The organism is Mycobacterium sp. TY815 (assembly GCF_030755135.1).
Lineage (GTDB): Bacteria > Actinomycetota > Actinomycetes > Mycobacteriales > Mycobacteriaceae > Mycobacterium.
In genome coordinates this window covers 136788-159922 of sequence record NZ_JAUFRX010000003.1, presented here as the reverse complement: position 1 = coordinate 159922, position 23135 = coordinate 136788, and the positions used below count along the sequence as shown (strand labels likewise).

At 68.7% G+C, this 23135-nt stretch carries 16 protein-coding genes; 6 read left to right on the top strand and 10 right to left on the bottom strand.

The features are described from left to right. Nucleotides 1-108: 108 nt before the first annotated feature. Entirely contained in the window at nt 109-1929 is a 1821-nt protein-coding gene (locus tag QXK92_RS26490) for a serine/threonine-protein kinase PknD (protein WP_306246761.1), read from the bottom strand. Nucleotides 1930-1950: 21 nt separating this feature from the next. Continuing rightward, nucleotides 1951-3426: an arylsulfotransferase family protein gene (locus QXK92_RS26485; protein ID WP_306246759.1), complete on the bottom strand. Its 1476-nt coding sequence runs from the start codon at nt 3424-3426 to the stop codon at nt 1951-1953. A 90-nt stretch (nt 3427-3516) separates the two neighbouring features. On the opposite strand from QXK92_RS26485, the gene QXK92_RS26480 reads away from it, so the two are divergent. Then, complete coding sequence (locus QXK92_RS26480; protein WP_306246757.1) at nt 3517-4389, top strand: SGNH/GDSL hydrolase family protein; 873 nt, start codon at nt 3517-3519, stop codon at nt 4387-4389. Between the two features lie 49 nt (nt 4390-4438). Here QXK92_RS26480 and QXK92_RS26475 read toward each other — a convergent pair whose 3' ends face one another. After that, entirely contained in the window at nt 4439-4756 is a 318-nt protein-coding gene (locus tag QXK92_RS26475) for a hypothetical protein (protein ID WP_306246755.1), read from the bottom strand. On the opposite strand from QXK92_RS26475, the gene QXK92_RS26470 reads away from it, so the two are divergent. Then, nucleotides 4750-7200, top strand: a complete 2451-nt coding sequence (locus QXK92_RS26470; RefSeq protein ID WP_306246753.1) for a PE family protein — start codon at nt 4750-4752, stop codon at nt 7198-7200. The two genes, QXK92_RS26475 and QXK92_RS26470, sit on opposite strands and share 7 nt — an antisense overlap. Nucleotides 7201-7322: 122 nt before the next feature. Here QXK92_RS26470 and QXK92_RS26465 read toward each other — a convergent pair whose 3' ends face one another. Further along, nucleotides 7323-7559, bottom strand: coding sequence for a hypothetical protein (locus QXK92_RS26465; protein WP_306246751.1), 237 nt, complete (start codon nt 7557-7559; stop codon nt 7323-7325). On the opposite strand from QXK92_RS26465, the gene QXK92_RS26460 reads away from it, so the two are divergent. The 4 genes from QXK92_RS26460 (at nt 7546) to QXK92_RS26445 (ending at nt 10549) form a co-directional block, all read left to right on the top strand. Next, nucleotides 7546-7827 (top strand): hypothetical protein, encoded by a 282-nt coding sequence (locus QXK92_RS26460; RefSeq protein ID WP_306246748.1) that lies wholly within the window; start codon nt 7546-7548, stop codon nt 7825-7827. The two genes, QXK92_RS26465 and QXK92_RS26460, sit on opposite strands and share 14 nt — an antisense overlap. 29 nt (nt 7828-7856) lie before the next feature. Further along, nucleotides 7857-9629: an acyl-CoA dehydrogenase family protein gene (locus QXK92_RS26455; RefSeq protein ID WP_306246746.1), complete on the top strand. Its 1773-nt coding sequence runs from the start codon at nt 7857-7859 to the stop codon at nt 9627-9629. An 8-nt stretch (nt 9630-9637) separates the two neighbouring features. Beyond that, nucleotides 9638-9958 (top strand): hypothetical protein, encoded by a 321-nt coding sequence (locus QXK92_RS26450; protein WP_306246744.1) that lies wholly within the window; start codon nt 9638-9640, stop codon nt 9956-9958. A 162-nt stretch (nt 9959-10120) separates the two neighbouring features. After that, the gene (locus QXK92_RS26445; protein ID WP_306246741.1) at nt 10121-10549 is read left to right on the top strand and encodes an FHA domain-containing protein; all 429 of its coding nucleotides are present in this window, start codon (nt 10121-10123) and stop codon (nt 10547-10549) included. 72 nt (nt 10550-10621) lie between these two features. On the opposite strand, the gene QXK92_RS26440 is transcribed toward QXK92_RS26445, so the two are convergent. The 6 genes from QXK92_RS26440 to ag85A form a co-directional block, all read right to left on the bottom strand. Next, nucleotides 10622-12205 (bottom strand): acyl-CoA carboxylase subunit beta, encoded by a 1584-nt coding sequence (locus tag QXK92_RS26440; protein WP_306246739.1) that lies wholly within the window; start codon nt 12203-12205, stop codon nt 10622-10624. Nucleotides 12206-12208: 3 nt separating this feature from the next. Further along, nucleotides 12209-17569: a polyketide synthase Pks13 gene (gene pks13 / locus QXK92_RS26435; protein WP_306246737.1), complete on the bottom strand. Its 5361-nt coding sequence runs from the start codon at nt 17567-17569 to the stop codon at nt 12209-12211. 20 nt (nt 17570-17589) lie between these two features. After that, nucleotides 17590-19479 (bottom strand): long-chain-fatty-acid--AMP ligase FadD32, encoded by a 1890-nt coding sequence (fadD32, locus tag QXK92_RS26430; RefSeq protein ID WP_306246735.1) that lies wholly within the window; start codon nt 19477-19479, stop codon nt 17590-17592. Between the two features lie 332 nt (nt 19480-19811). Then, the gene (locus QXK92_RS26425) at nt 19812-20825 is read right to left on the bottom strand and encodes a cutinase family protein (RefSeq protein WP_306246733.1); all 1014 of its coding nucleotides are present in this window, start codon (nt 20823-20825) and stop codon (nt 19812-19814) included. Nucleotides 20826-21001: 176 nt separating this feature from the next. Continuing rightward, nucleotides 21002-21907 carry an alpha/beta hydrolase family protein gene (locus QXK92_RS26420; RefSeq protein ID WP_306246731.1) on the bottom strand — a complete coding sequence of 302 codons (906 nt, stop codon included), beginning with the start codon at nt 21905-21907 and terminating at the stop codon, nt 21002-21004. 167 nt (nt 21908-22074) lie between these two features. Beyond that, nucleotides 22075-23118, bottom strand: a complete 1044-nt coding sequence (gene ag85A, locus QXK92_RS26415; protein WP_306246729.1) for a diacylglycerol acyltransferase/mycolyltransferase Ag85A — start codon at nt 23116-23118, stop codon at nt 22075-22077. Nucleotides 23119-23135 lie beyond the last annotated feature (17 nt).

Genomic DNA, 23135 nt, shown 5'->3' with positions numbered 1-23135 from the left:
CACCCACGACGCGACCACCACCACACCCCCACCGAGCCTGCAATAACGCACACCCCCACCCGCACTTCCCCTGCAGATTTACAGGCTCGACGCACCCACGACGCCGAGTCACGCTTTCGGCAGCTTCAGCACCCGGTTCTTACCGCTCTCGGCCACGTACAGATTCCCCGCACCGTCGACTGCCACCCCGTGCGGGCCGTCGAGCCCGGGAAACGGCAGCACGGACTGCGAACCGGTCGTCGCGGCGAGTCGCACCACCCGGCCGGTGCCGGCATCGCTGACGTAGACGTTGCCGGCGCCGTCCACCGCCACGCCCCACGGCTTGACCAGCCCGAAGAACGGCACCGTGGTCTGCGCACCGGTCTCGACGGTCAGCTTTGTCACCTGGCCGTCGCCGAGGTCGGCGACGTAGACGTTGCCGGCCCCGTCCACCGTCACCCCTTCGGGACCGTCCAGGCCGGTCATCGGCAACGCGGTCTGAGCGCCGGTCCCCGGCACCACCTTGAGCACCCGGTCTTTGATCCAGTCGGCCAGGTACAGATTGTCGGCGCCGTCGACGGCAATCCCGTGCGGACCGTTGCGCTCGAGTTTCAGCACGGTCTGGCTTGCGGCGCCGGCGGCCAGCTTCGTCACCCGCTCGTTGTAGGAGTCGCTGACGTACACGGTGCCGCGGCTGTCGACCGCGACCCCGACGGCGTACCGAAGGTCGGTGAACGGCAGCACACTCTGCTCCAGCGTCGCCGCATCCAGCTTCACCACCCGGTTATTGCCGTTGTCGACGACGTACACGTTGCCGCCGCCATCCACCGCAATCCCGAGCGGGCCGTTGAGACCGGCGAACGGCAGCACGATCTCGGTCGGCGCCGGCGACGGCGGCGGGGATGGCTTCACCACGGACGACTGACCGGACGACTGACCGGACATGGTCCCGGCGCGGTGCACGAAGACGGTGGTGGTGACGACGACGGCCGCGACCAGGGTGACCAGGACGGCGCCGAGCGCGACCCGGGCCCGGGGGCTCATCCTCGCGAGAAGCGGCGGTTTGCCCGCCCCCTCGCTGAGCACGGTGACAGCGGCGGCGTCCGCCGCCATCGTTTCGGCGCTGCCGGCAACGGCGTCGGCGTCAGCAGGCGACCCCAGGGCAGCAGCCAATTCGGTGACCGTCTGGTACCGCTCGGCGGGTTCTTTGGCCATGCCCTTGGCGATCACCGCATCGAAATCCGCCGGCAGGTCGGGCCGGGTGCTCGACGGCCGGGGCGGCGGCAACGTCAGGTGCGCGGTCACCTGGCTTTCCAGCGAGTCGCCGGGATAGGGCCGGTTGCCGGTCAGGCATTCGTACAGCACACACGTCAGTGCGTAAACGTCGGCGCGCGCGTCGGCGTCCTGGGCCATCAGCCGCTCCGGAGCCATGTAGTGCCAGCTGCCGATCATCTCGCGGGAACCGGTCAGACCGGCGTCGTCGGCGCCGCGGGCGATGCCGAAGTCGATCAGGTAGGCGAAGTCGTCCTCGTCCAACAGAATGTTGGACGGCTTGACGTCGCGGTGCACCAGACCCACCTTGTGCGCGGCTCGCAGTGCCTGGGCCACCTGTTCGATGATGTGCACCGCGCGCTGCGGGGGCAGCGGCCCGCCGGCCAGTTTCTCTTCCAGGTCGCGGCCCTCGACCAGCCGCATGTCCACATAGAGCCGGCCATCGATCTCGCCGTAGTTGTGAATCGGAATGATGTGCGGATTGTTGAGCTGGGCGGCCGCCTCGGCTTCGCGGCGGAACCGCTGCACGAACGTCTGGTCGGTGGCCAGCTGCGGCGGCAGGAGTTTGATGGCCACCGTCCGGTTGGTGGCCGTGTCGTAGGCACGCCAGACCTCGCCCATGCCGCCCTGGCCCATCATGTTCTGCAACCGGTAGCGCCCGAAGGGGGTCCCCTGCACCGGATCACCATAAGCCCAGATTCAGCCTGTGTGGGGCAGTGGCGGCGTCTCGCCTATGACTTTGCCGGCGGCGTCCAGGGCCTGCAGTTGGTAGTAGCCGGCAGTGCTGCCGTTCAGCGGTAAAGCGGTGTCGTATCCGGCCCAGTCGGCGCCGGCCAACGCCGTCATCGCGGTGCTTTGCGGACCGTGCCGCAGCCGCCAGCTGCGCACCGCCGTGGCGCCGTTCCACACTGCGTGCACGGTGTCGCCGGCGAAGATCATCCTGGGGGGCTCGACGGGGTTGCCGGTCCACTCGTTGAGGTAGGCGCGGTAGGTGCCGCCGGCGAGCGCGACGTCGTAGAGCATCGTGCCGTCGGCCGCGAATTCGGCGATCCGACCGGCCGTTCCCCAGCCGGAGAAGGTGCCGCCGCCGGGGAGTTGCTGCAGGTTGCCCATGGCACCGCTGCTGAGTTTGTCGGGATGGGGCTGCGCGCGCAGCAGCGAGGTCGTGCGCGCGGCTCGATCCAGGCGGATCCACTTGAGGCTGCTCGGCACCGACCCGCCACTGGTCTGGCCGGCATTGCCCTCGAAATGGTTGTCGAACAACGTGATCGTGTTCTCGTCGGGCATCTCGACGTCATGCTGGTAGGCGAACTCGACCCCCTCGCCCAAGGCGAATGTCGACTGCTTACCGCCCAGGCGCCAGTTGATCGCGCCGCTGCGCGGGTCCACATTGAACACCGTGGACAGCGCGCGCATGCTGACCAGCAGGTTGCCGGCGGGGTCGAGCGCGATCGAATTCATGTGGTACGGGTCGAAAACCTGTCCGGCGGTGTACTTTGCCGGTGACTCGCTGACCGGCACGTGGGCCAGCGCATCCCACTGGAACAGCGTCTGGTGCCGCGCGACGTCGACCACCGAGGCGATGCAGTTGTAGATCCTGCCGTCCTTCGGGCCGCCGACGGCGCTGAGGTCGGTGACGACTTCCTGGTACGAGGTGATCAGCGCGTGCCCGTCGGGCGTGAGCCGGAACTCGTGGATGTCCGACGACAGTTCACCGCCCGGGGTGACGGTGTCGATGACGTTGTACCGCTCGTCGGCGATGTAGCTCTGACCGAGTCCGTGGCCGCCCTGCTTGAGCCCCTGCCACCAGGTGAGAACTGGCCTGCCCTGATAGGTCTGGACGCGCAGGTTGCCCGCGGTCTGCCCGGCCGGTAGCTCGCGCTGCCACACCACCCGTCCGGATTTGTCGGCGATCACCAGCACCGCGGCCTTCGAGCCGGTGCCACCCGGATTGGCCGCCGTGGTACCGGAGACGTAGAAGACGTATCCGCGCCCCCCGCCGGGGGCGTCGACGTTGACGGTGTAGCCGAGCGATGAGGCCGCCGGAATCGGGGGCGTGGCGGGTTTGCTGTCCCGGCTGCCACGACTGTCGTGCGAACCGCACGCCGCTACCGCGGCGGTCAGCGCGGCTCCCGCGGCGGCACCGAACTGACGCCGCGATATCCCGCCGGCCATTGGTCTCCCTCGAGGATTTCACTGCTGCGGCCTGCTGCTGCGGCTATTACACCAGGGCCGGCCGTGACGCGGGATGAAACACTGGAAGGCATGTGGGCGAGGGGCTTTGGCATCACCGTGGTGGTGAGCCTTGCGTCCGCCGGTTGCGCCGCCGCACCGACGGCCGGCCCGGGCTCGGCCGCCCGGTCCAACTACGTCGCGATGGGTGATTCCTTCGCCGCCGCTCCCGGTGTGCCCGAGCCGGCGGCGCCGCGCGGCTGCCACAAGTCGACCAACAACTACCCGGCCGTGCTGGCAAGGCGCCTCGCTGCCATTGCCTTCCACGACGTCACCTGCAGTGGAGCGACCACCGACGACGTCGTGAACCGGGAACAGCGGACCGATCACGGGTTGATTCCGCGCCAAATCGACATGGTCGGGCCACCTACGGATCTGATCACGATCACCATCGGCGCCAACGACGTCGGGCTGGCGGGGGACGCAGAGTCCTGCGAAGTGAAAGCCAACGACCCCAAGCCGTGCGCTGCGGGCTTCGTCGTCGACAACGTCGACAGGGTTTCCCGCATGATCAACGAGCAGGTCCCGGTATGGGCCAGCATGATCGACCAGCTGCGTGCCGACGCGCCCCGGGCGCGGATCATCCTGGTGGGCTACGGAACCTTCGTCCGGCCCGGCGGTTGCTTCCCCACGCAACCCCTGCTGCCGAACGACGCCAACTACCTGCAGGCCAAAGTCGACGAGCTCGACGACCGGCAGCGACAACTCGCCGCGGACAAGGGCGTGGAGTTCTTCGATGTGCGGTCGCTGTCCGAGGGACACGACATGTGCGCGTCGGCCGGCGAACGCTACGTGGAGGGCTACGTCGCCAAGGACGGTGGCGTTCCGCTGCATCCCACCGCGCTGGGCGCAGTGGCACTGGGAAATGCGTTGACCGACTATCTGGTGCTCTCGGAAAACCGTTGAGCGCCAGCTGCTCCGGGGTCCGGGCGGCGATTATTTCCCGAATTGCATTCTAAATTGCGCGTTCGTCCTGCGGACAACGGACATTCGTGATCGATTGGGCAGAAATCTGCCCTCGGTATTCCAATTCGTCCGCATGCCGCAGCGCGCCGCTGCTAATCTCACCATCGAGCGCATCGTGTCGAAGCCCTGCGGGCGGGTCGGGCACCAGCACGCTTATCAAGGCGTGAAGAGCCATTCGCCTAGGGCAATCCTCCACCAAGTCGACGACGAAATTCTGCGCAGCGCAGCTCTCTTCGGGTACCTTCGTGCGCCCGAGATTGCCTGCCGCCCAGCGGTTTCGATGAACCGAAGGGATCTTCTGTGTCATTTCTCATTGCCGCGCCGCAAGAGTTGGCCGCTACGGCCGTACGGGTCTCGGCCATCGGGTCCGCGCTGGGATCGGCCAACCGCACCGCAGCGGCAACCACCGGTCAGGTAGCCGCCGCAGCCGGCGACGAAGTCTCGGCGGCGATCGCGGCGCTTTTTTCGGGTCATGGCCAGTCGTTTCAGGCGCTGAGCAAGCAGGCGGCGCTGTTTCACGAGCAATTCGTGCAGTCTTTGCTGACCTCCGGAGCCAATTACGGGCTCGCCGAGGCGGCGAATAACGATCTCTTGCAGGGAATTGAGCAGAACGTGCTGGGCGTCATCAACGCGCCTGCGAATGCGGTGCTGGGACGGCCGCTGATCGGCAACGGCGCGGACGGTGCCGCCGGCACCGGACAGGCGGGCGGCGCCGGCGGAATCCTCTGGGGCAACGGAGGTGCCGGCGGTTCCGGTGGCGCCGGGCAGATCGGCGGCCGCGGCGGCGACGCGGGCCTGTTCGGTGCCGGCGGCACCGGTGGCGTCGGCGGATCGGGTGCGGCCGGTGGCGCCGGCGGTGCCGGTGGGTGGTTGTCCGGGTCCGGCGGAGCGGGTGGTGCGGGCGGGGTGGCATCCAGTCTGGGCACGCCCGGTGGGATAGGCGGCAATGGCGGGCATGCCGGGTTGATCGGCACCGGCGGCGCGGGTGGTGCCGGCGGCGCCGGCGCGGTCGGCTCGGTCGGCACCGCCGGCAGCAACGGATTCAACGGCGGTGGCGGTGGCGCCGGTGGCAGCGGTGGCGCGGGTGGTCTGCTGAGCGGCGACGGCGGAGTGGGAGGTGCCGGCGGCAGCGGCGGGTCAGGCGGTGCCGGCGGGGCAGGCCAAGACGGTGCGGCCTCGACGAACCCGCTCTACTCAGGAGCGGCCGGCGGCAACGGCGGTAATGGCGGCGTCGGCGGCGCCGGTGGTACCGGTGGCGCCGGCGGCAGCAGCGGCCTGTTCGGATCGGCAGGCGCTCAGGGCGCCGCGGGCGCCGGGGGTTCCGGTGGGGACGGCGGAGCCCCGGGTGCCGGCGGTGCGGGGGCCTCGGGCAACTGGGCGATCAACAACGGTGTCGGCGGCGCCGGCGGCATCGGAGGAAACCCGGGAGCCGGCGGCGCCGGCGGTATCGGCGGTGCGGGGTCCACGGCCGGCGGCGACGGGCTGGCCGGACACAGCCCGCTCAGCGGCGGCGACGGGGGTCACGGCGGGACGGGTGCCAACGGCGCAGTGGCCGGGCAGGCCGGCGCGGCCGGGGGTCGCGGCGGCAACGGCGGATCGGTCGGAAACGGCGGCGCCGGCGGTAACGGCGGTAACGGCGCGGCCGGCAGCGCCACGGTACGAGCAGGAGGCGCGGGCGGAGCCGGCGGTGACGGTGGAGCCGCGGGCGGCACCGTCGGCAATGGCGGCGCGGGCGGCAACGGCGGCGTCGGCGGCAACAGCGGCATCAACAGTGGCACCTTCCCGCAGGACATCGTCAGCGGCGTGGGCGGACAAGGTGGTGCCGGCGGCGCGGCGGGCACGATCGCCGGCAACGGCGGCGCCGGCGGTGACGGTGGCGCAGGTGGCAACTCCGACGGCTACTACGGAGCCCGCGGCGGCAACGGCGGTGCCGGCGGGACCGCCGGTTCGTTGTCCGGCGACGGCGGCGACGGCGGTGCCGGCGGATCAGGTGGCGCCGGCATCCTCACCGGGAACGGCAGCGGACGGCTCAGTGGCTTCGGTGGCGCCGGCGGAACGGGAGGCAACGGCGGTTTCGGCGGTCTGCAGGACGGAGCCGGCGGAACCGGTGGGATCGGCGGCGTGGGCGGCGACGGCAGCAGCGGCGGCGGCCGCGGCGGCGACGGCGGAGTCGGCGGAGACCTGGTCCGGGGGATCGCCAGCGGCACCGCCGGCGACGGGGGGCAGGGCGGGGACGGCGGTCTCAGTGCCGCCGGGCCCGGGGCAGCCGGCGGAACCGGCGGCAACGGCGGCAGCGGGGGTGCTCGCGGCGGCGCGGGCGGGGACGGCGGACACGGCGGCGTCAACTTCGTCGGCAGCGGCGGAGCCGGCGGAGGCGGTGGAGTCGGAGGTACCGGTGTGCTCGGCGGAGCCGGCGGCGACGGCGGCGATGGCGGCAACGGCGGCTACAACTCCGGCAGCGGCGCCAGCGGTGGCAACGGCGGGACCGGGGGTAACGGCGGAGTGGGCACCAACGGGCCCGGCGGCGTTGGCGGCGACGGTGGGACCGGCGGCCTCGGCGGACCTACTGCCCGAGATTCCTTCGTGGCCGGAGGAACGGGCGGCAACGGCGGTAACGGAGGCAGGGGCACGGCAGGGCCGGGCGGCACCGGGGGTCTCGGCGAACTGGGCACGGGGGGCAGAACCACGACGGGAGGGACCGGGGGCACGGGCGGCACTCCGGGCCCTGGGGCCGTTCCGACGCCCGGCTGAACGGCCGCACTGCGCCCGCGCCCGCGCCCGCGCCCAGCAAATTGACGCTAATGCAGGTTTAGCTGCGTAAACGATCGTCAATATCCACCCCGTGCAACGGCATTCATAGGGGAATGGACGGGTCAAATGCGGGTAATCACCGGGTTCGGGACTGCTGTTTCAACTTTCACGGTGCTCGGCGCTGCGACGCTGACGCTGGGCACGGGTATGGCGGCCGCAACGGGGCCGGTGCCCATCAGTTCAACCTTGCGAAATTGCGATGGCAGCGCCGTGAAGACCGCGGTACAGGCGCCGCGCACGTCGCTGGGGCGCGGCGTCGTCCTGTTCCGCTCGTCGGGTTCGTCGGTGAGTGCGGACATCAACCTGGTGATATCCAATCAGCCCGGCATGCACTACGACGTCGGTCTCATCCAGGTGCCGCGCCCGACGTCGGCGACCTGCGGGCCCGGGGATCCGGGAACCACGTTCACCGGGGTCGACACCGACCCCTCCGGTCAGGCGGCCGTGACCATCACCGCTCCAATCCAGCAGGGCACCACCGGAGTCTGGGTCATGGTTACCTCGCCGAATGAGCACAATCAGGCGCCGGGCGAGTATTACACCTCGGAGTTCGTGGCTCCCGTCTAGAAAGCCCGAATCTGTAATACCGTCGCGGAATGAGCGATTACGAGCTCGAGGCCGTTGATCGGCTGCCATTCTCGACGCCGGAAAAGTCGCAGCGCTACCGCACTGACGATTACGCGGGTGCCGTCGGACTCAATTGGTACCGCACGGATCCCACGCTGCAATTCACCATGGCGTACTACCTCGAGCCGGACGAAATGGCGGTCGTCGAACCGCAGCTGATCCGGATCGGCGATCTGATGGGCGGCCCCGTGGCCCGCTGGGCCGAGGAGACCGACCGCAACCCGCCGCGGCTGGAGCGCTACGACCGGTGGGGCCATGACATCAGCCGGGTGGTGATGCCACCGTCGTTCACCGCGGCCAAGCGTGCGGTGCTCGACGCCCAGGGTTCGCTGCGCGACGCGTGCCGCGCTGCTGGCTTCCGGTCCTCGTTGTCGATGTTCGCGTCGAACTATCTGCTGAACCAGGCCGACATCGGGATGGGCTGTGCGCTGGGGACCGGCGGCGGCATGGTCCAGTCGCTGGTGGCCGCGTATGCACCGGCCGACGTACGCGATCACGTGCTGGCCAAATGCGACTCCGGCGAATGGGCCGGCGAGACGGCGCAATTACTCACCGAACGCACCGGCGGCTCAGACCTGGGTGCGCTGGAGACCACGGCGCGGCGGTCCGGCGACGCATGGTTGCTGAACGGATTCAAGTGGTTCGCGTCCAACTGTGCCGGGGAGGCGTTCGTCGTCCTCGCCAAACCCGAAGGCGCCCCGGACTCGAGTCGCGGCGTCGCCAACTTCCTGGTGCTGCGCACCCGTCGGGATGGCTCCCGCAACGGGGTTCGGGTGCGACGCCTCAAAGACAAGCTCGGCACCCGCTCGGTGGCCTCCGGGGAAGTCGAATTCGTCGACGCGGAAGCTTTTCTGCTCTCGGGTGAGCCGTCAGCGGAGTCCGGCCCGTCCGACGGCAAGGGGCTGGGCCGGATGATGGAGCTGACCAACGCAGCCCGCCTGGGCATCGCGCTGTTCGGCCTGGCCAATGCGCGTCGCGCGCTGGTCGAATCGCTGTGTTACGCCCGGCAGCGGCAGGCTTTCGGTGCAGCACTGATCGACAAGCCGCTGATGCGGCGCAAGCTCGCCGAGCTGATCGTCGATGTCGAAGCCGCCCAGGCGCTGGTGTTCGACGGCACCGGAGCGACCAATCACCAGCAACCGCGGAGCACCCGTCAGCGGATCGCGGTGCCGGTCACCAAGCTCAAGGTCGCCCGGCTCGGAATCACCGCCGCCTCCGACGCGATCGAGATTCACGGCGGCAACGGCTACATCGAAACTTGGCCGGTAGCAAGGCTTTTGCGCGACGGCCAAGTGAACACCATCTGGGAGGGTCCGGACAACATCCTGTGCCTGGACGTGCGCCGCGGCATCGTGCAGACCCGCGCCCACGAGGCGTTGCTGACGCGGTTGCGTGACGCGGTGTCGGTCTCCGACGACGACGCGACCACTGCGCTGGTGGCCGAACGGATCGAGGATCTGGACGCGGCGGCCACCGCGTGGGGAAAGCTGGACGGAGCCGTGGCCGAGGCGCGGCTGTTCCCGCTCGCCCAGTTCATGGGCGACGTCTACGCCGGTGCGCTGCTCACCGAACAGGCGGCCTGGGAGCGGCAGACGCGCGGTGGTGATCGCAAGGCGCTGGTCGCACGGCTGTACGCGCAGCGCTACCTGGCCGACCGCGGGCCGCTGCGCGGCATCGACGCCGAGGGGGACGAAGCGCTGGACCGCTTCGACGAACTGGCCGAAGGTGCGCTGCGGCTGTGAGGCGGTGCATGGCGATCGTCGCGCTCGCGTTGGTTATCACCGGGTGCTCGGGTGGGGCGACCGGGCACGCGTCCGGGCCCACCCCGAGCACCAATTCTTCGCCGATGGTCGAGCAGGACACCGTGCAGCAACTCATGGTGGGTGCGCCCGACGCGCCGGTGCGGGTGGTGTTCGGCCGGCACGCCGCCATCTATCTGCTGGACCGCGGCGACCCGAACTTCGCTGGGTGGCTGGCGGTGCTGCAGCACACCCACGACGCGGGCACCCCGGTGCGGTTCGCCTACGACGTGTACGGGCCGCGGCTCACCCTGGTCGAGCCGGCTAACTGAGCCGCCGAGCGTAAAACACCCGACGCGTCGGCGGCTTGGACTCACAGCCGGCCCGGACCGGTCGTTGCCGAATTACTCCCGGACGTGGGACTTCCGTCCCTATTGCGGCACGTCGCGCAAATGGTCCGATGGATCGGAGTTTACGTACATGGAGGTACGGCGATGAACACGACGATTCAGTCATCACCGCGCAGCACGCACCCTGGGGCAATCACCGCCTCCTGGCGCGCCGACTTCAACGGCGCGTCTGCCGCCATTGAGGATCTGATAACCGTCAAGGACCTCGAGTCATTGCAGTCGGGCTCGGGCATGCTCATCGTGACGCGCGGGCCCAACACCGGAGCACAGTTCCGCCTGGATAAGCCCGTCACCTCCGCCGGCCGGCATCAGCTCAGCGACCTCTACCTCGACGACATCACGGTCAGCCGTCGGCATGCCGAAATACGTTGCGAGAAAGGCACATTCAGCATCGTAGACTGCGGCAGCTTCAACAATACGTACGTCAACGGCGAGCCGGTGGAGTCCGCCGTGCTGGCCAACGGCGACGAACTTCAGATCGGCAAATTCCGCCTGATGTTCATTACCGGCTGACCCCGCGAGCAGGCGCAAAATCGCCCTATTTCGGCCGAAATAGGGCGATTTTGCGTCTGCTCGGCAGCCTAACTAGACCGGGATCAACCCGTGCTTGCGCGCCAACCGGGACCAGTTCTGCTTGTCCCGCAGCAGGTGCATCGACCTGCGCAGCAGCAGCCGCGTCTGGTGCGGGTCGATCACCGCGTCGATGAACCCACGCTCGGCGGCGGTCCACGGGATCGCCATGTTGAGGTTGTAGCCCTCGATGAAGTCCTTCTTGATCTTCTGCGCCTCGGGCGTGGTCGGGTCCGGGAAGCGCTTCATCAACAACTGCGCGGCCCCTTCGGCACCGATCACCGCGATGCGCGCGGTGGGCCAGGCGAAGTTGAAGTCGGCAGTCAGCTGCCGGGAGCCCATCACCGCGTAGGCACCGCCGTAGGACTTGCGGATGGTGATGGTCACCTTCGGCACGTCGGCCTCGACCACCGAGTACAGGAACCGGCCGCCGCGCTTGATGATGCCCCGCTTCTCCTCCTCGGCGCCCGGCAGGAACCCGGGGGTGTCCACCACGAACACGAGCGGGATCTGGAACGAGTCGCAGAACCGGATGAACCGTGCCGCCTTGTCAGAGGCCTCGTTGTCGATGGCGCCCGACAGGTGCATGGGCTGGTTGGCGATCACGCCCACCGGACGCCCGTCGACCCGGGCGTACCCGGTGATGATCGCCGGCCCGTGCTGCGCGGCGACCTCCAGGAAGTCGCCGTCGTCGAAGATGCGCAGCAGGATCTCGTGCATGTCGTAGGCCGCGTTGTCGGAGTCCGGGATGATCGTGTCCAGCTCCAGGTCGGTCGGCGTGACCTCCGGCTCCAATCCGGGATTGATCACCGGCGGCTTCGTGAAGCAGTTGGACGGCAGGAACGACAGGAACTCCCGCACATACTGGAACGCCTCGGCTTCGGAGTTCACCACCTGGTGGATGTTGCCGTAGCGGGCCTGCGCGTCGGAGCCGCCGAGCTCGTCGAGGGTGACCTCCTCGCCGGTCACCTCCCGGATCACGTCGGGGCCGGTGACGAAGAAGTAGCCCTGGTCGCGCACCGAGACCAGCAGGTCGTCCTGGATCGGCGAATACACCGCTCCCCCGGCGCACTTGCCGAAGATGAGCGAGATCTGCGGCACCACACCCGACAGCGCCTCGTGACGCTGACCCAGCTCGGCGTACCACGCCAGCGAGGTGACGGCGTCCTGGATGCGGGCTCCGCCGGAGTCCTGGATGCCGATGATCGGGCAGCCGACCATCGCACACCACTCCATCAGCCGGGCCACCTTGCGGCCGAACATCTCGCCGACGGTGCCCTGGAAGACCGTCTGGTCGTGTGAGAACACGCCGACGGGGCGGCCGTCGATCAGCGCATGCCCGGTGACCACACCGTCGCCGTACAGCGCGTTCGGGTCACCCGGGGTCTTGCACAGCGCACCGATCTCGAAGAAGGTGCCGGGGTCCACCAGCGCGTGCACGCGGGCCCGCGCACTCGGGATGCCCTTCTTCTCGCGCTTGGCGGCGGCCTTCTCGCCACCCGGCTCCTTGGCCAGCTCCAGACGAGCACGAAGCTCGGCCAGCTTCTCGGCGGTGGAATGCACGACGATCGGAGCCGGCTCCGGAGCCACTTCAGTCACTTACTACCCCACCTCACTAGCGCGTTCAGCTTCGATGTCGTCCAGCGCGCGGCTCATGTGTTCGCCTACCTTGGCGATGATCGGCTCGTCGATGGCCTGGATGTGCTCACCACCGATCGGCACGACCTCGAGGTCGGCGACGTACTCACCCCAGCCGCCATCCGGCTTGCGGATGCCGTACCGCGGCTCGAACATGATCGCGTCGTCATGGTAGCGATCGGCCATGTAGAGCGTGACATGCCCATCGAAGGGCTGGATCTCGGCGGTGTCGATCGCGCGGTTGTCCAGGTAGGACGTGCGCTGGTGCTCGATGATCCCGGCCGGGATCTGCACGCCGCTCTGGCTGACGGCATCCAGCACGAATCGCACCTGGCCGTCGTCGTCGAGTTCCTCGAGCTGCTCGTACGGGATCGCCGGGATGGTGACATTGAAGGTCTTCTCGGCGAACTTGGCGTACCGGTCCCAGCGCTTGCGGACCTCTTCTTTGGTCTGCGGGATCTCCTCACCGGCGCGCACCGCGTCGATCAGACCCACCCAGCGCACGTCCTTGCCCTGCCGCTTCAATCCGATCGCGCAGGCGTAGGCCAACACCCCGCCCAGCGACCATCCGGCCAGGATGTAGGGCCCGTCGCCCTGCATCTCGATGAGCTTCGGGACGTACTGCGCGGCGCGCTCCTCGATCGTCCCCTCGACCCGTTCGAAGCCGTACATCGGCACGTCCGCCGGCAACCGGTTGAGCAGCGGCTCGTAGACCACGGTGGAGCCACCGGCCGGGTGGAACACGAACACCGGTGTCCGTGAACTGCCTTCCTGGCGGGGCCGCAGCGTGCGCACGAAGCCGTCGATCACACCGGCCTCGAGGTAGTTGCGCACCTTCTCGGCCAACTCCTCGATGGTCTGCGAGCTCTGCACGTCCTCGACGGTGATCGGCCCTTCGGCGCGTTCGGAAAGCCGCTCGGCCATCTTGGCGGCCTTCTCGTCGTCCAGCTTGGGCAGCGGGTTGAAGATGCCGCCCGCCGACTTGCCGGTGACGATCGCCCAGGTCGCAAAGACGACTCGTTCGGCTGCGTCGCGGGGCGGGACGTCGGAGTTGAGCGCCTTGGCGACGGCCTCCTGGCTGAGCGCACCAGCGGTCGGCTTCTCCCCGTTGCCGGCGGCGCCGTTGGTGCCCGGGCCGGCCGGGTTGGTCGGCGGCGGCGGAATCGGCACGTCCGACGGCGGCATCGCCGCCTCCGCGGGCGCTGCGTCCGACGGCTCCGCCAGCGTCTGCGGCTCCGCCTGAGTTTGCGGCTCCGCTTGCGGATCGGGCGCCGGCGCCCCCAGGCTCGCCGGTGACGCGCCGCTGAGCAACTCGGCCTGCGCCCGCGCGATCTCCTCGGCGGTCTGGGTCTTCTGGTACTCGTGCAGCTGTTCGACCTCGTCGCGGTGCTCGATCGCGTACTCGATCAGCTTCTCCACGGCATACAGGTTGGCGTCGCGCACCGCGGTCAGCTGGATCGGCGGCAGGTCGAAGTCGTACTCGACGCGGTTCTTGATCCGCACCGCCATCAGCGAGTCCAGTCCCAGCTCGATCAGCGGCACCTCCCACGGCAGGTCCTCGGGCTCGTAACCCATGGCCGCCGCCACGATGGTGCCCAGCCGCTCGGCGATGGTCTCGCCGGAGTCCGCAGACCACCGGCCGACGTCCGACGGCAGGTAGCGGTTGGTCAGGCTGTCCGACAGCGTCTCGGCGTCGTCCTCTTCGACGGCGGCCACCGCGGGAGAGGCGGACTCCCCCGCCGCAATCGCCGTGCCGGCGCCCACAGCCACCGGCAATACGGCCTCGGTGCCGCCGCGAGCGACCAGCGCGTCATAGACGAGGGTGAATGACTCGTCGATGCGGGCATGCACCTGCACCGACGCGCCGCCCGGGTGACGGGTCAGCGTCGTCACGAGCCGGGCGCCCTCGCCGGGCACCGCGCGCTGCTCGGATGCGGTCAGCACAGCGTCCGGCAGCACCGCCGCAGCGGCGGCTTTGACCAGCGCCGCGAGATCGGGCGTCTTTTCCCGCGGCTTGTACTCCCACACGTGGCGGCCGTCGGGCAGGGCTACGTGGGAACCCGGCATCAAGATCGAGCCATCCCCGGCGAAATGCGCGTCCAGCCAGTGCTCTTTGCGCTTGAACCGGGTCGGCGGAATGTTCGCGTAATCTTCGGGGCCGGCAGCCCGGGTGAACAGAGTCCGCACGTCCAGGTCGTGGCCGTGCACGAACAGCTGCGCCATGGTCGAGATCATCGACTCGACCTCGTCCTGCTTGCGGGCCAGCGTCGGGATCAGCTGGGCGTCATGCAGACCCGCCGAAGCTGTCGTCAGACCGACCTGCATCAGCGCCACCGGGTTCGGGGCGAGCTCGAGGAAGGTGGTGTGCCCGCTGTCGACGGCGTTGCGGATGCCGTGGGTGAAGTAGACGCTGTGCCGCAGTCCCTTCTTCCAGTAGTCGACGTCGTGGATCGGCTCGCTGCCGGGCTTGATGTAGCGGCCCTCGTGCACCGTCGAGTAGATCCCGCAGGTCGGGCTCATCGCCTTGATGCCCTGCAACTCGGCGGCCAGTTCACCGAGCAGCGGGTCCATCTGCTGGGTGTGGCTGGCGCCCTTGGTCTGGAACTTGCGAGCGAACTTGCCCTCGGATTCCGCGCGGGCGATGATCGCGTCCACTTGCTCGGGCGGCCCGCCGATGACGGTCTGGGTGGGTGCGGCGTAGACGCACACCTCCAGGTCGGGGAAGTCGGAGAACACCGTCTTGATCTCGTCGGCGGAGTACTCCACCAGTGCCATCAACCGGATGTACTCGCCGAACAGCATCGCCTCGCCCTCACCCATCAGGTGCGAGCGCGAGCAGATGGTCCGGGTGGCGTCGCGCAGCGACAAACCACCGGCGAAGTACGCGGACGCCGCCTCACCGAGGGACTGCCCGACCACCGCGCCGGGCTTGGCGCCGTGGTGCTTGAGCAACTCACCGAGGGCGATCTGGATCGCGAAGATGGTGACCTGGGTGGTCTCGATGCCGTAGTCCTGCGAGTCGTCGAGGATCAGCTCGAGCACCGAGTAACCCAGCTCGTCCTGGACCAGCGCGTCGACCTTCTCGATCCACTCGGCAAAGACGGGATTGCGCAGATACAGGCTCTTGCCCATCTTGCGGTGCTGCGCACCGAAACCGGCGAGCACCCAGACCGGGCCGTTGGCCACCGGGCCGTCGGTGCTGAACACGTTCGGCCGCTGCTTGCCCTCGGCGATCGCGCGCAGGCCCTTGATGGCCTCTTCGTGGTCTTTGGCCAGCACCACCGCACGCGAGCGGCCGTGGTTGCGCCGCGACAGCGAGCGGCCGATGGACTCCAGCGACGACGCCTGTCCCTCGGGGCTTTCCATCCAGTCAGCGAGTTCGGCGGCGGCCGCCTTCTTACGCGAGGTGAGGAAGGCCGAGATCACCAAGGGGATGGTCGGGGCCGGAAGTTCTTGTGTGGCAAGCTCTTCCAGCGCCGCTTCCTTGAGCGCCAACGCTTCGTCGGTGACGCCGGGCAGCTCGTACTCGTCGTCGGCGCTGGCGGCCGGGGCGTCGTCGTCGATGATCTCGCCGTACTCGTCGAAGCGCAGCGAATGGCCGACCCCTTCGGTGAGCTCGCCGCCCGCGGACACCACCGCGGCCTGCGGCGCGGCCGCCGGCTCCTCGGGTTCACGCTCGATCACGTCACGCGGCAAGACCTCGCGCACCACCAGGTGCGCGTTGGCGCCGCCGAAGCCGAAGCTTGACACCCCGGCCAGCGCGTAGCCGCCGTAGCGTGGCCAGTCGGTGGCCTGGTCGACCACCTTCAGCCGCATCGCGTCGAAGTCGATGTACGGGCTGGGGCCGGCGAAGTTGATCGACGGCGGCAGCTTGTCGTGCTGTAGCGCCAGGACCACCTTGGCCATGCTCGCCGCGCCGGCCGCCGATTCCAGGTGGCCGACGTTGGTCTTGATCGCGCCCAGCAGCGCCGGCCGGTCGGCCGGACGGCCCTTGCCCACGACCCGCCCCAGCGCCTCGGCCTCGATCGGGTCGCCCAGGATGGTGCCAGTGCCGTGCGCCTCGATGTAGTCGACGTTGCGCGGGTCGATCCCGGCGTCCTTGTAGGCCCGGCGCAGCACCTCGGCCTGTGCGTCCTGGTTCGGCGCGATCAGTCCGTTGGAACGACCGTCGTGGTTGACCGCGCTACCGGCGATGACGGCCAGGATCTGGTCGCCGTCGCGGCGGGCATCGTCGACCCGCTTGAGCACCAGCATGCCGCCGCCCTCGGAGCGGGTGTAGCCGTCGGCGTCGGCGGAGAACGACTTGATCCGGCCGTCCGGTGCCAGCACGGCGCCGATCTCGTCGAAACCGAGGGTGACCGCCGGGGTGACCAGCGCATTGACGCCGCCCGCGACCGCTACGTCAGCCTCACCGTTGCGCAGCGCCTGCACGGCCTGGTGCATCGCCACCAGAGAACTCGAGCACGCGGTGTCGATCATGACCGACGGTCCGCGGAAGTCGAAGAAGTAGGAGACCCGGTTGGCGATCACCGCACCCGAGTTGCCGGTGATCGCGTAGGGGTGCGCCACGGTCGGGTCGGAGATAGCCAGGAAGCCGTAGTCGTTGTTGGTGACGCCGACGTACACGCCGACGGCTTCGCCGCGCAGGCTGGATGCCGGGATGCGCGCGTTCTCGAGCGCCTCCCAGGTGAGCTCCAGCGCCATCCGCTGCTGGGGGTCGATGTTGTCGGCCTCGGTCTTGGCCACCGCGAAGAACTCGGAGTCGAAGCCCTTGATGTCTTTGAGGTAGCCGCCGCGGGTGCGGGCCTTGGCGACCCGCTCGGCCAGCCGCGGCTCTTCCAGGAATTCCGACCAGCGCCCCTCGGGCAGGTCGGTGATGGCGTCGCGGCCCTCCATCAGCGCCGCCCACGTCTCGTCGGGGGTGTTCATGTCCCCGGGCAGGCGGGTGGACAGGCCGACGATCGCGATGTCGACGCGCTCGGCCGGGCCGTTGCGGGTCCAGTCGGCCGCATCGGCGCCGTCATCGTCGGCCGATTCCGGCTCGCCCTCGATGATCCGGGTGGCCAGCGACTCGATGGTCGGGTGCTGGAACGCCACCGCGACCGACAGCGTGACTCCGGTCAGGTCCTCGATGTCGGCGGCCATGGCGACCGCGTCGCGCGAGGCCAGACCCAGCTCCACCATCGGCACCGACTCGTCGATGGAGTCCGGTGACTTGCCCACCGCCTTGCCAACCCATTCGCGCAACCATTTGCGCATCTCGGGGACCGTCATACCGGCCTGGTTCTCGGGTGCGGGCGAGTTCTCCTGGCTTATGTCAGACATCAGCTACCTTGTTCAGTCGATCACTCAGAGGTGGCGAAGCTGGTCGCGGAGTTGACGCCGCTGCGCAAACTCCCGTCCAGGTAGGCCGCCCGGCAGGCGCGGCGGCCGATCTTGCCACTGGAGGTTCGGGGAATCGAGCCGGCCTGCACCAGCAGCACGTCGCGCACGGTCACCCCGTGACCGACGGCGATGGCCGCACGGATGTCGTCGGCGATCGGCTGGTACTCGAGCTTGTGGGTGCCGGCGGCACGCTCGCCGACGATCACCAGCTGCTCGGAGGTGTCTTCGGCGTCGAACTTCAGCCCGGCGTGCGGGTCGTCGTACACCTTCTGCGGCAACTCGTTGGCCGGCACCGAGAACGCGGCGACGTAGCCCACCCGCAGCGCCTTGGTGGATTCCTGAGCCGTGAACTCCAGGTCCTGCGGGTAGTGGTTACGGCCGTCGATGATGACCAGGTCCTTGATGCGGCCCGCGATGTAGAGGTGACCCTTGTGGTAGGTGCCATAGTCACCGGTGCGCACCCAGAGGCCGTCGTCGGGAGCGCCTTCGGCGTGCGACTCGCTGACTCGGGACTTGAGGATGTTCTTGAAGATGTTGGCGGTCTCTTCTTCCTTGCCCCAGTAGCCGATGCCCAGGTTGTTGCCGTGCAGCCAGATCTCGCCGATCTGGCCGTCCGGCAGCTCGCTGGCGGTCTCGGGATCCACGATGACGGCCCACTCGTCGACACCGATCTTGCCCGCGGATACCTGCGCGACGGCCTTCGGTGAGTCGGCGGCCACCTCGACGAAGTGCTGCTTGTTCAGCTCGTCGCGGTCGACGTGGATGACGGTGGGTGTCTCGTCCATCGGGGTGGTCGAGACGAACAGCGTCGCCTCCGCCAGACCGTAGGACGGTTTGACCGATTCGGGCTTCAGGCCGTAGGGCTCGAAGGCTTTGAAGAACTTGCGCAGCGACGACGGCGACACCGGTTCGCTGCCGTTGAGGATGCCCTTGACGTTGCTCAGATCCAGGGGCGGCTCGTCGTCGCGCGGCAGACCGCGCACCGCGGCGTGCTCGAAGGCGAAGTTCGGCGCGGCGGAGAAAGTGCCGCCGGTTTCGCCGGGCTTGCGCGCCAGTTCGCGGATCCAGCGCCCGGGGCGACGCACGAACGCGGCGGGCGTCATGAACGTGAAGCTCTGGCCGAGCACCGACGTGAGCAGCACCGTGATCAATCCCATGTCATGGAAGAACGGCAGCCAGCTCACGCCGCGGTCGCCTTCCTGACCTTCCAGGGCGTTGAGCACCTGCACCACGTTGGTGGGCAGGTTCAGGTGGGTGATCTGCACACCGGTCGGGGTGCGGGTGGAGCCGGAGGTGTACTGCAGGTATGCGGTGGTCGTCTCGTCGGCGTCGGGCTCCTGCCACGTGGAGGCCACCTCGGTGGGCACGGCGTCGACGGCGATGACGCGCGGACGCTCCTTGGCCGAACGGGCGCGGATGAACTTGCGGACACCCTCGGCGGATTCGGTGGTGGTCAGAATGGTCGACGGGGTGCAGTCGTCGAGGACCGCGTGCAGACGGCCGACGTGGCCGGGCTCGGAGGGGTCGAACAGCGGAACCGCGATCCGGCCGGAGTACAGGGCGCCGAAGAAGGACACCATGTAGTCCAGGTTCTGCGGGCAGAGGATGGCGATGCGGTCACCCGGCTGGGTGACCTGCTGCAGCCGGGCACCCACGGCCCGGTTGCGGGCGCTGAACTCCGACCACAAGATGTCGCGTTCGATACCGTCGCGCTCGGTTGAGTAGTCCAGGAAGCGGTACGCCAGCTTGTCCCCACGCACCTTCGCCCACTTCTCAACGTGACGAACCAGGTTGGTGTTGGACGGGAACCTGATCTTGCCGTTCACGATGAACGGGTTGTGGTAAGCCATGACGCCCTCTCCTGTCACAAACTTTCTAGGTGCCGGCTTGCGCCGGCGGTAGTTCTCCATGTGCCGGCGTGCGCCGGCGGTAGTCCTCTGGTCGTCGGCCAAGCCGACTGAAAAATCTGCGCGCAGCCCAGCTGCGACCAGCGCCCGCTTCGCACCGGCGCCTGTCGCAGCCAACTTTGACCCAGCCGGGTCAACCACATGCTCTTAATTTTCTCTTAATGTTAAGGGGCCGGGCGCGGCAGACCAAATCACAAGGTACGCCTGATCGCGGCCACCACCATCACACCGAGGCCGTGTCTGATAGCCGACCTATCGAATCCGCCCGCGAGGGGTCAGCTGTGCTTGGGGTGCGGCGCCTTGTCCAGCACGCCCTGGGCCCAATTCAGCGTCCATTGGGTCGCGGACTGGCCGTTGGAGTTCCAGAAATCGGTGGTGGCATACATCGCGTGGATGGGTTGCCCGGCGCCTCCGGCCAGCGTGTTCAACGTGGTCGGCAGGTTGGCAGGACTGAATGCCTCTTTGGGTGCGGCACAGATCAGGTCGCCCTCGGCGCAGATCTCATTGGTCCGGTTGTCCAGGTCGCCGAAGCCGCCGGGACGCGCACCGGTCATCGTGAGGCCCAGCCCGGACAGCACCGGCACCTCGTGCAGGGTGATCTCGGCACCGACGCCCGGCGGGGTCGGCGGGACGTTGTTGCCGACGCTCTCCTGGCGCCGGCCGTCGGCGATCAACGTCACACCGAGGACCAGGTCTTCATCGACGGGGCCCAGGCCGTTGCCGATGTCACTGGCGACGTCGCCGCCGATGACGGCGCCCTGGGAGAACCCGATGATCACGTAGCTGGTGAGCGGGCACCGGTTGTTCATGTCGGTCATCGCCTTGACGGTGGCCCGGGTGCCTTCCGCGCGGCTGTCGTTATAGGACATCTGACCGTCGGCGCTCAGCGGGTTACGGAACTGGGCCGTGTACGGAACGGTGTACGTCTGCACCCGGCCGGGAGCGAACTGCTGGCTGACCGGCCCGGTCACATTGAGCAGCAGCGCCTTCGGGAACTGGGTGGGGTTCAGCGGGTCGTCGGTCGGCCACGACTCCCAGGTCCCCGGCACCGAGATCAGTTGCACGTCGGGACAGGACGCGTCCTGCGATGCCGGACGCGGCTTCTTGGGGTGGGAGGTGGTGGGACCCGAAGGCAGCACACCCGGCGGCACCGCGCTCGGTGGCACGTTGGGCTGACGCAACAGCATCACCCCGCCGATGATGACGAGGGCCACCACCAGGGCCATCGAGCCGGCGGCCGCCCAGGCGAGCCGTCGGCGGCGTTTGCGCTGCGCGCTGTTCTTGGCCATCTTCTCCCGCTAACAGAGTCCGGTAGGACCCTCTCGGGTCCAGGCGAATGGGTTGGGCAAGTGCCTTAACAGGTAACGCACCTTCGCGCCCTACTCACCCGCGCAGCGTGGTGATGCGGACGTACCGCCCTCTGCTGCACTCCCTACACGGTACCGGCCCGCGGAACCGGTCCGGTTCAGCGAATGGCGCCGACGATGTCGCCCGACATGGCGCCGAGTTGTCCGGCCCACGAGCCCCAGCCGTTGTCGCCGCCGCCCGGGAAGTCGAAGTGGCCGTTGTGCCCACCCACGTCGCGGTACTGCTGGTAGAAGGCCTTGCTGTTGCCCATCGCCTCACCGGCGGCACCGAGCATGGCCGCGGGGTTGCTGGCACCCGGGTTGGTCGGAGCCCAGACCCAGACACGGGTGTTGTTCTGGGCGAGCAGCGCGGCGTGCACGTACGGGTCGTGCCACTTCCAGCGGCCCAGCTGCGGGGCTCCCCACATGCCGTTGCCGTCCACTCCGCCGAACTGCTGCAGACCGGCCAGGATCGCGCCGTTGGTGAAGGTGTTCGACGGGTACAGGAAGCCGGACAGCGAACCGGCGAACCCGAAGCGGTCGGGGTGGAAGGCGGCCAGGGCCAGCGCGGCATACCCGCCCTGGGAGGCACCGACCACGCCGTGCCCTCCCGGCGCCAGGCCCTTGTTGGCGGCCAGCCAGTCCGGCAGCTCGCTGGACAGGAAGGTGTCCCACTGCTTGCTGCCGTCCTGCTCCCAGTTGGTGTACATGCTGAAGGCCCCACCGGCCGGCGCAGCGACCGAGATGCCCTTGCCGGCAAGGGTGTTCATCGCGTTACCCGCGGTCACCCAGTTGCTGACGTCCGGGTTGGCGTCGGCGGCGTCGAGCAGGTAGACCGCGTGCGGCCCACCCGCCAGGAAAGCCACCGGGATGTCGCGGCCCATTGCGCCCGAGGGCACCATGAGGGTCTCGAACCCGGCCGCCTTCGCGGTGCCCGCCGATCCCAGCGACGTCGACACGCCCCCGAACGCCACTGACAGCACGGCAACGCACAACAGCCGTAGCACTACCGAGAGACCCCTCATGTCCACCCTCCATGGTGTGACGCTGCGCACGACAAGACCTAGCCCGCAGGTAGCTAACCACACCCCGCTCCGCGGGATAAAGGGTAGCCGGATAAAGGGCAGCTAACGCCAACGGCGGCGACCCGAATGGGTCGCCGCCGTCAGACGGTTGTTCAGCGCAGTGGCAACTAGTTGCCGGCGCCCTGGTTCACGCCCACCGCAGCGGCGGTGGCAGGGCCGGCGCCGGGCGTCGCGCCCAGCGTGCTCTGCAGGTCACCCTTCATGGCGTTGAGCTGCGCACCCCAGTACGGCCAGTCGTGCGTGCCGTTGGCGTCGAAGTTGAACACCGCGTTGTGGCCACCAGCGCCGTTGTAGGCCTCCTGGAACTTCAGGTTGCTGGTACGCACGAAGCCCTCGAGGAACTTGGCGGGCAGGTTGTTGCCACCGAGGTCCGACGGCTTACCGTCGCCGCAGTAGATCCACAGACGCGTGTTGTTGGCGACCAGCTTGCCGACCTGCAGCGACGGGTCGTTGCGCTGCCACGCCGGGTCCTCCTTGGGACCCCACATGTCGGACGCCTTGTAACCGCCGGCGTCACCCATGGCCAGGCCGATCAGCGACGGGCCCATCGCCTGCGACGGGTCCAGCAGCGCCGAGAGCGAACCGGCGTAGATGAACTGGTCGGGGTGGTAGGCCGCCAGGATCAGGGCGGACGAACCGGCCATCGACAGACCCACGGCAGCGCTGCCGTTCGGCTTGACCTGCTTGTTGCTGGCCAGGTAGGCGGGCAGCTCGCTGGTCAGGAAGGTCTCCCACTTGTAGGTGGTGCAGCCGGCCTTACCGCAGGCCGGGTTGTACCAGTCGCTGTAGAAGCTGGACTGGCCGCCGACCGGCATGACCACGGAGATGCCGGACTGGTTGTACCACTCGAACGCCGGGGTGTTGATGTCCCAGCCGTTGTAGTCGTCCTGGGCGCGCATGCCGTCGAGCAGGTACAGCGCCGGCGAGTTGGCTCCACCACTCTGGAACTGGATCTTGATGTTGCGGCCCATCGCCGCCGAGGGCACCTGCAGGTATTCCACCGGCAACCCCGGACGCGAGAACGCACTCGCGGTCGCGGAGCCACCGACGAAGCCGACCAGCCCAGACAGCAGCGCCGCACCAACGGCACCCACCATCAGGCGGCGCGGCATACCCGTCACGGCGCCACGAAACCTGTCAACAAGCTTCATCCTTGCTTCCTCATCCT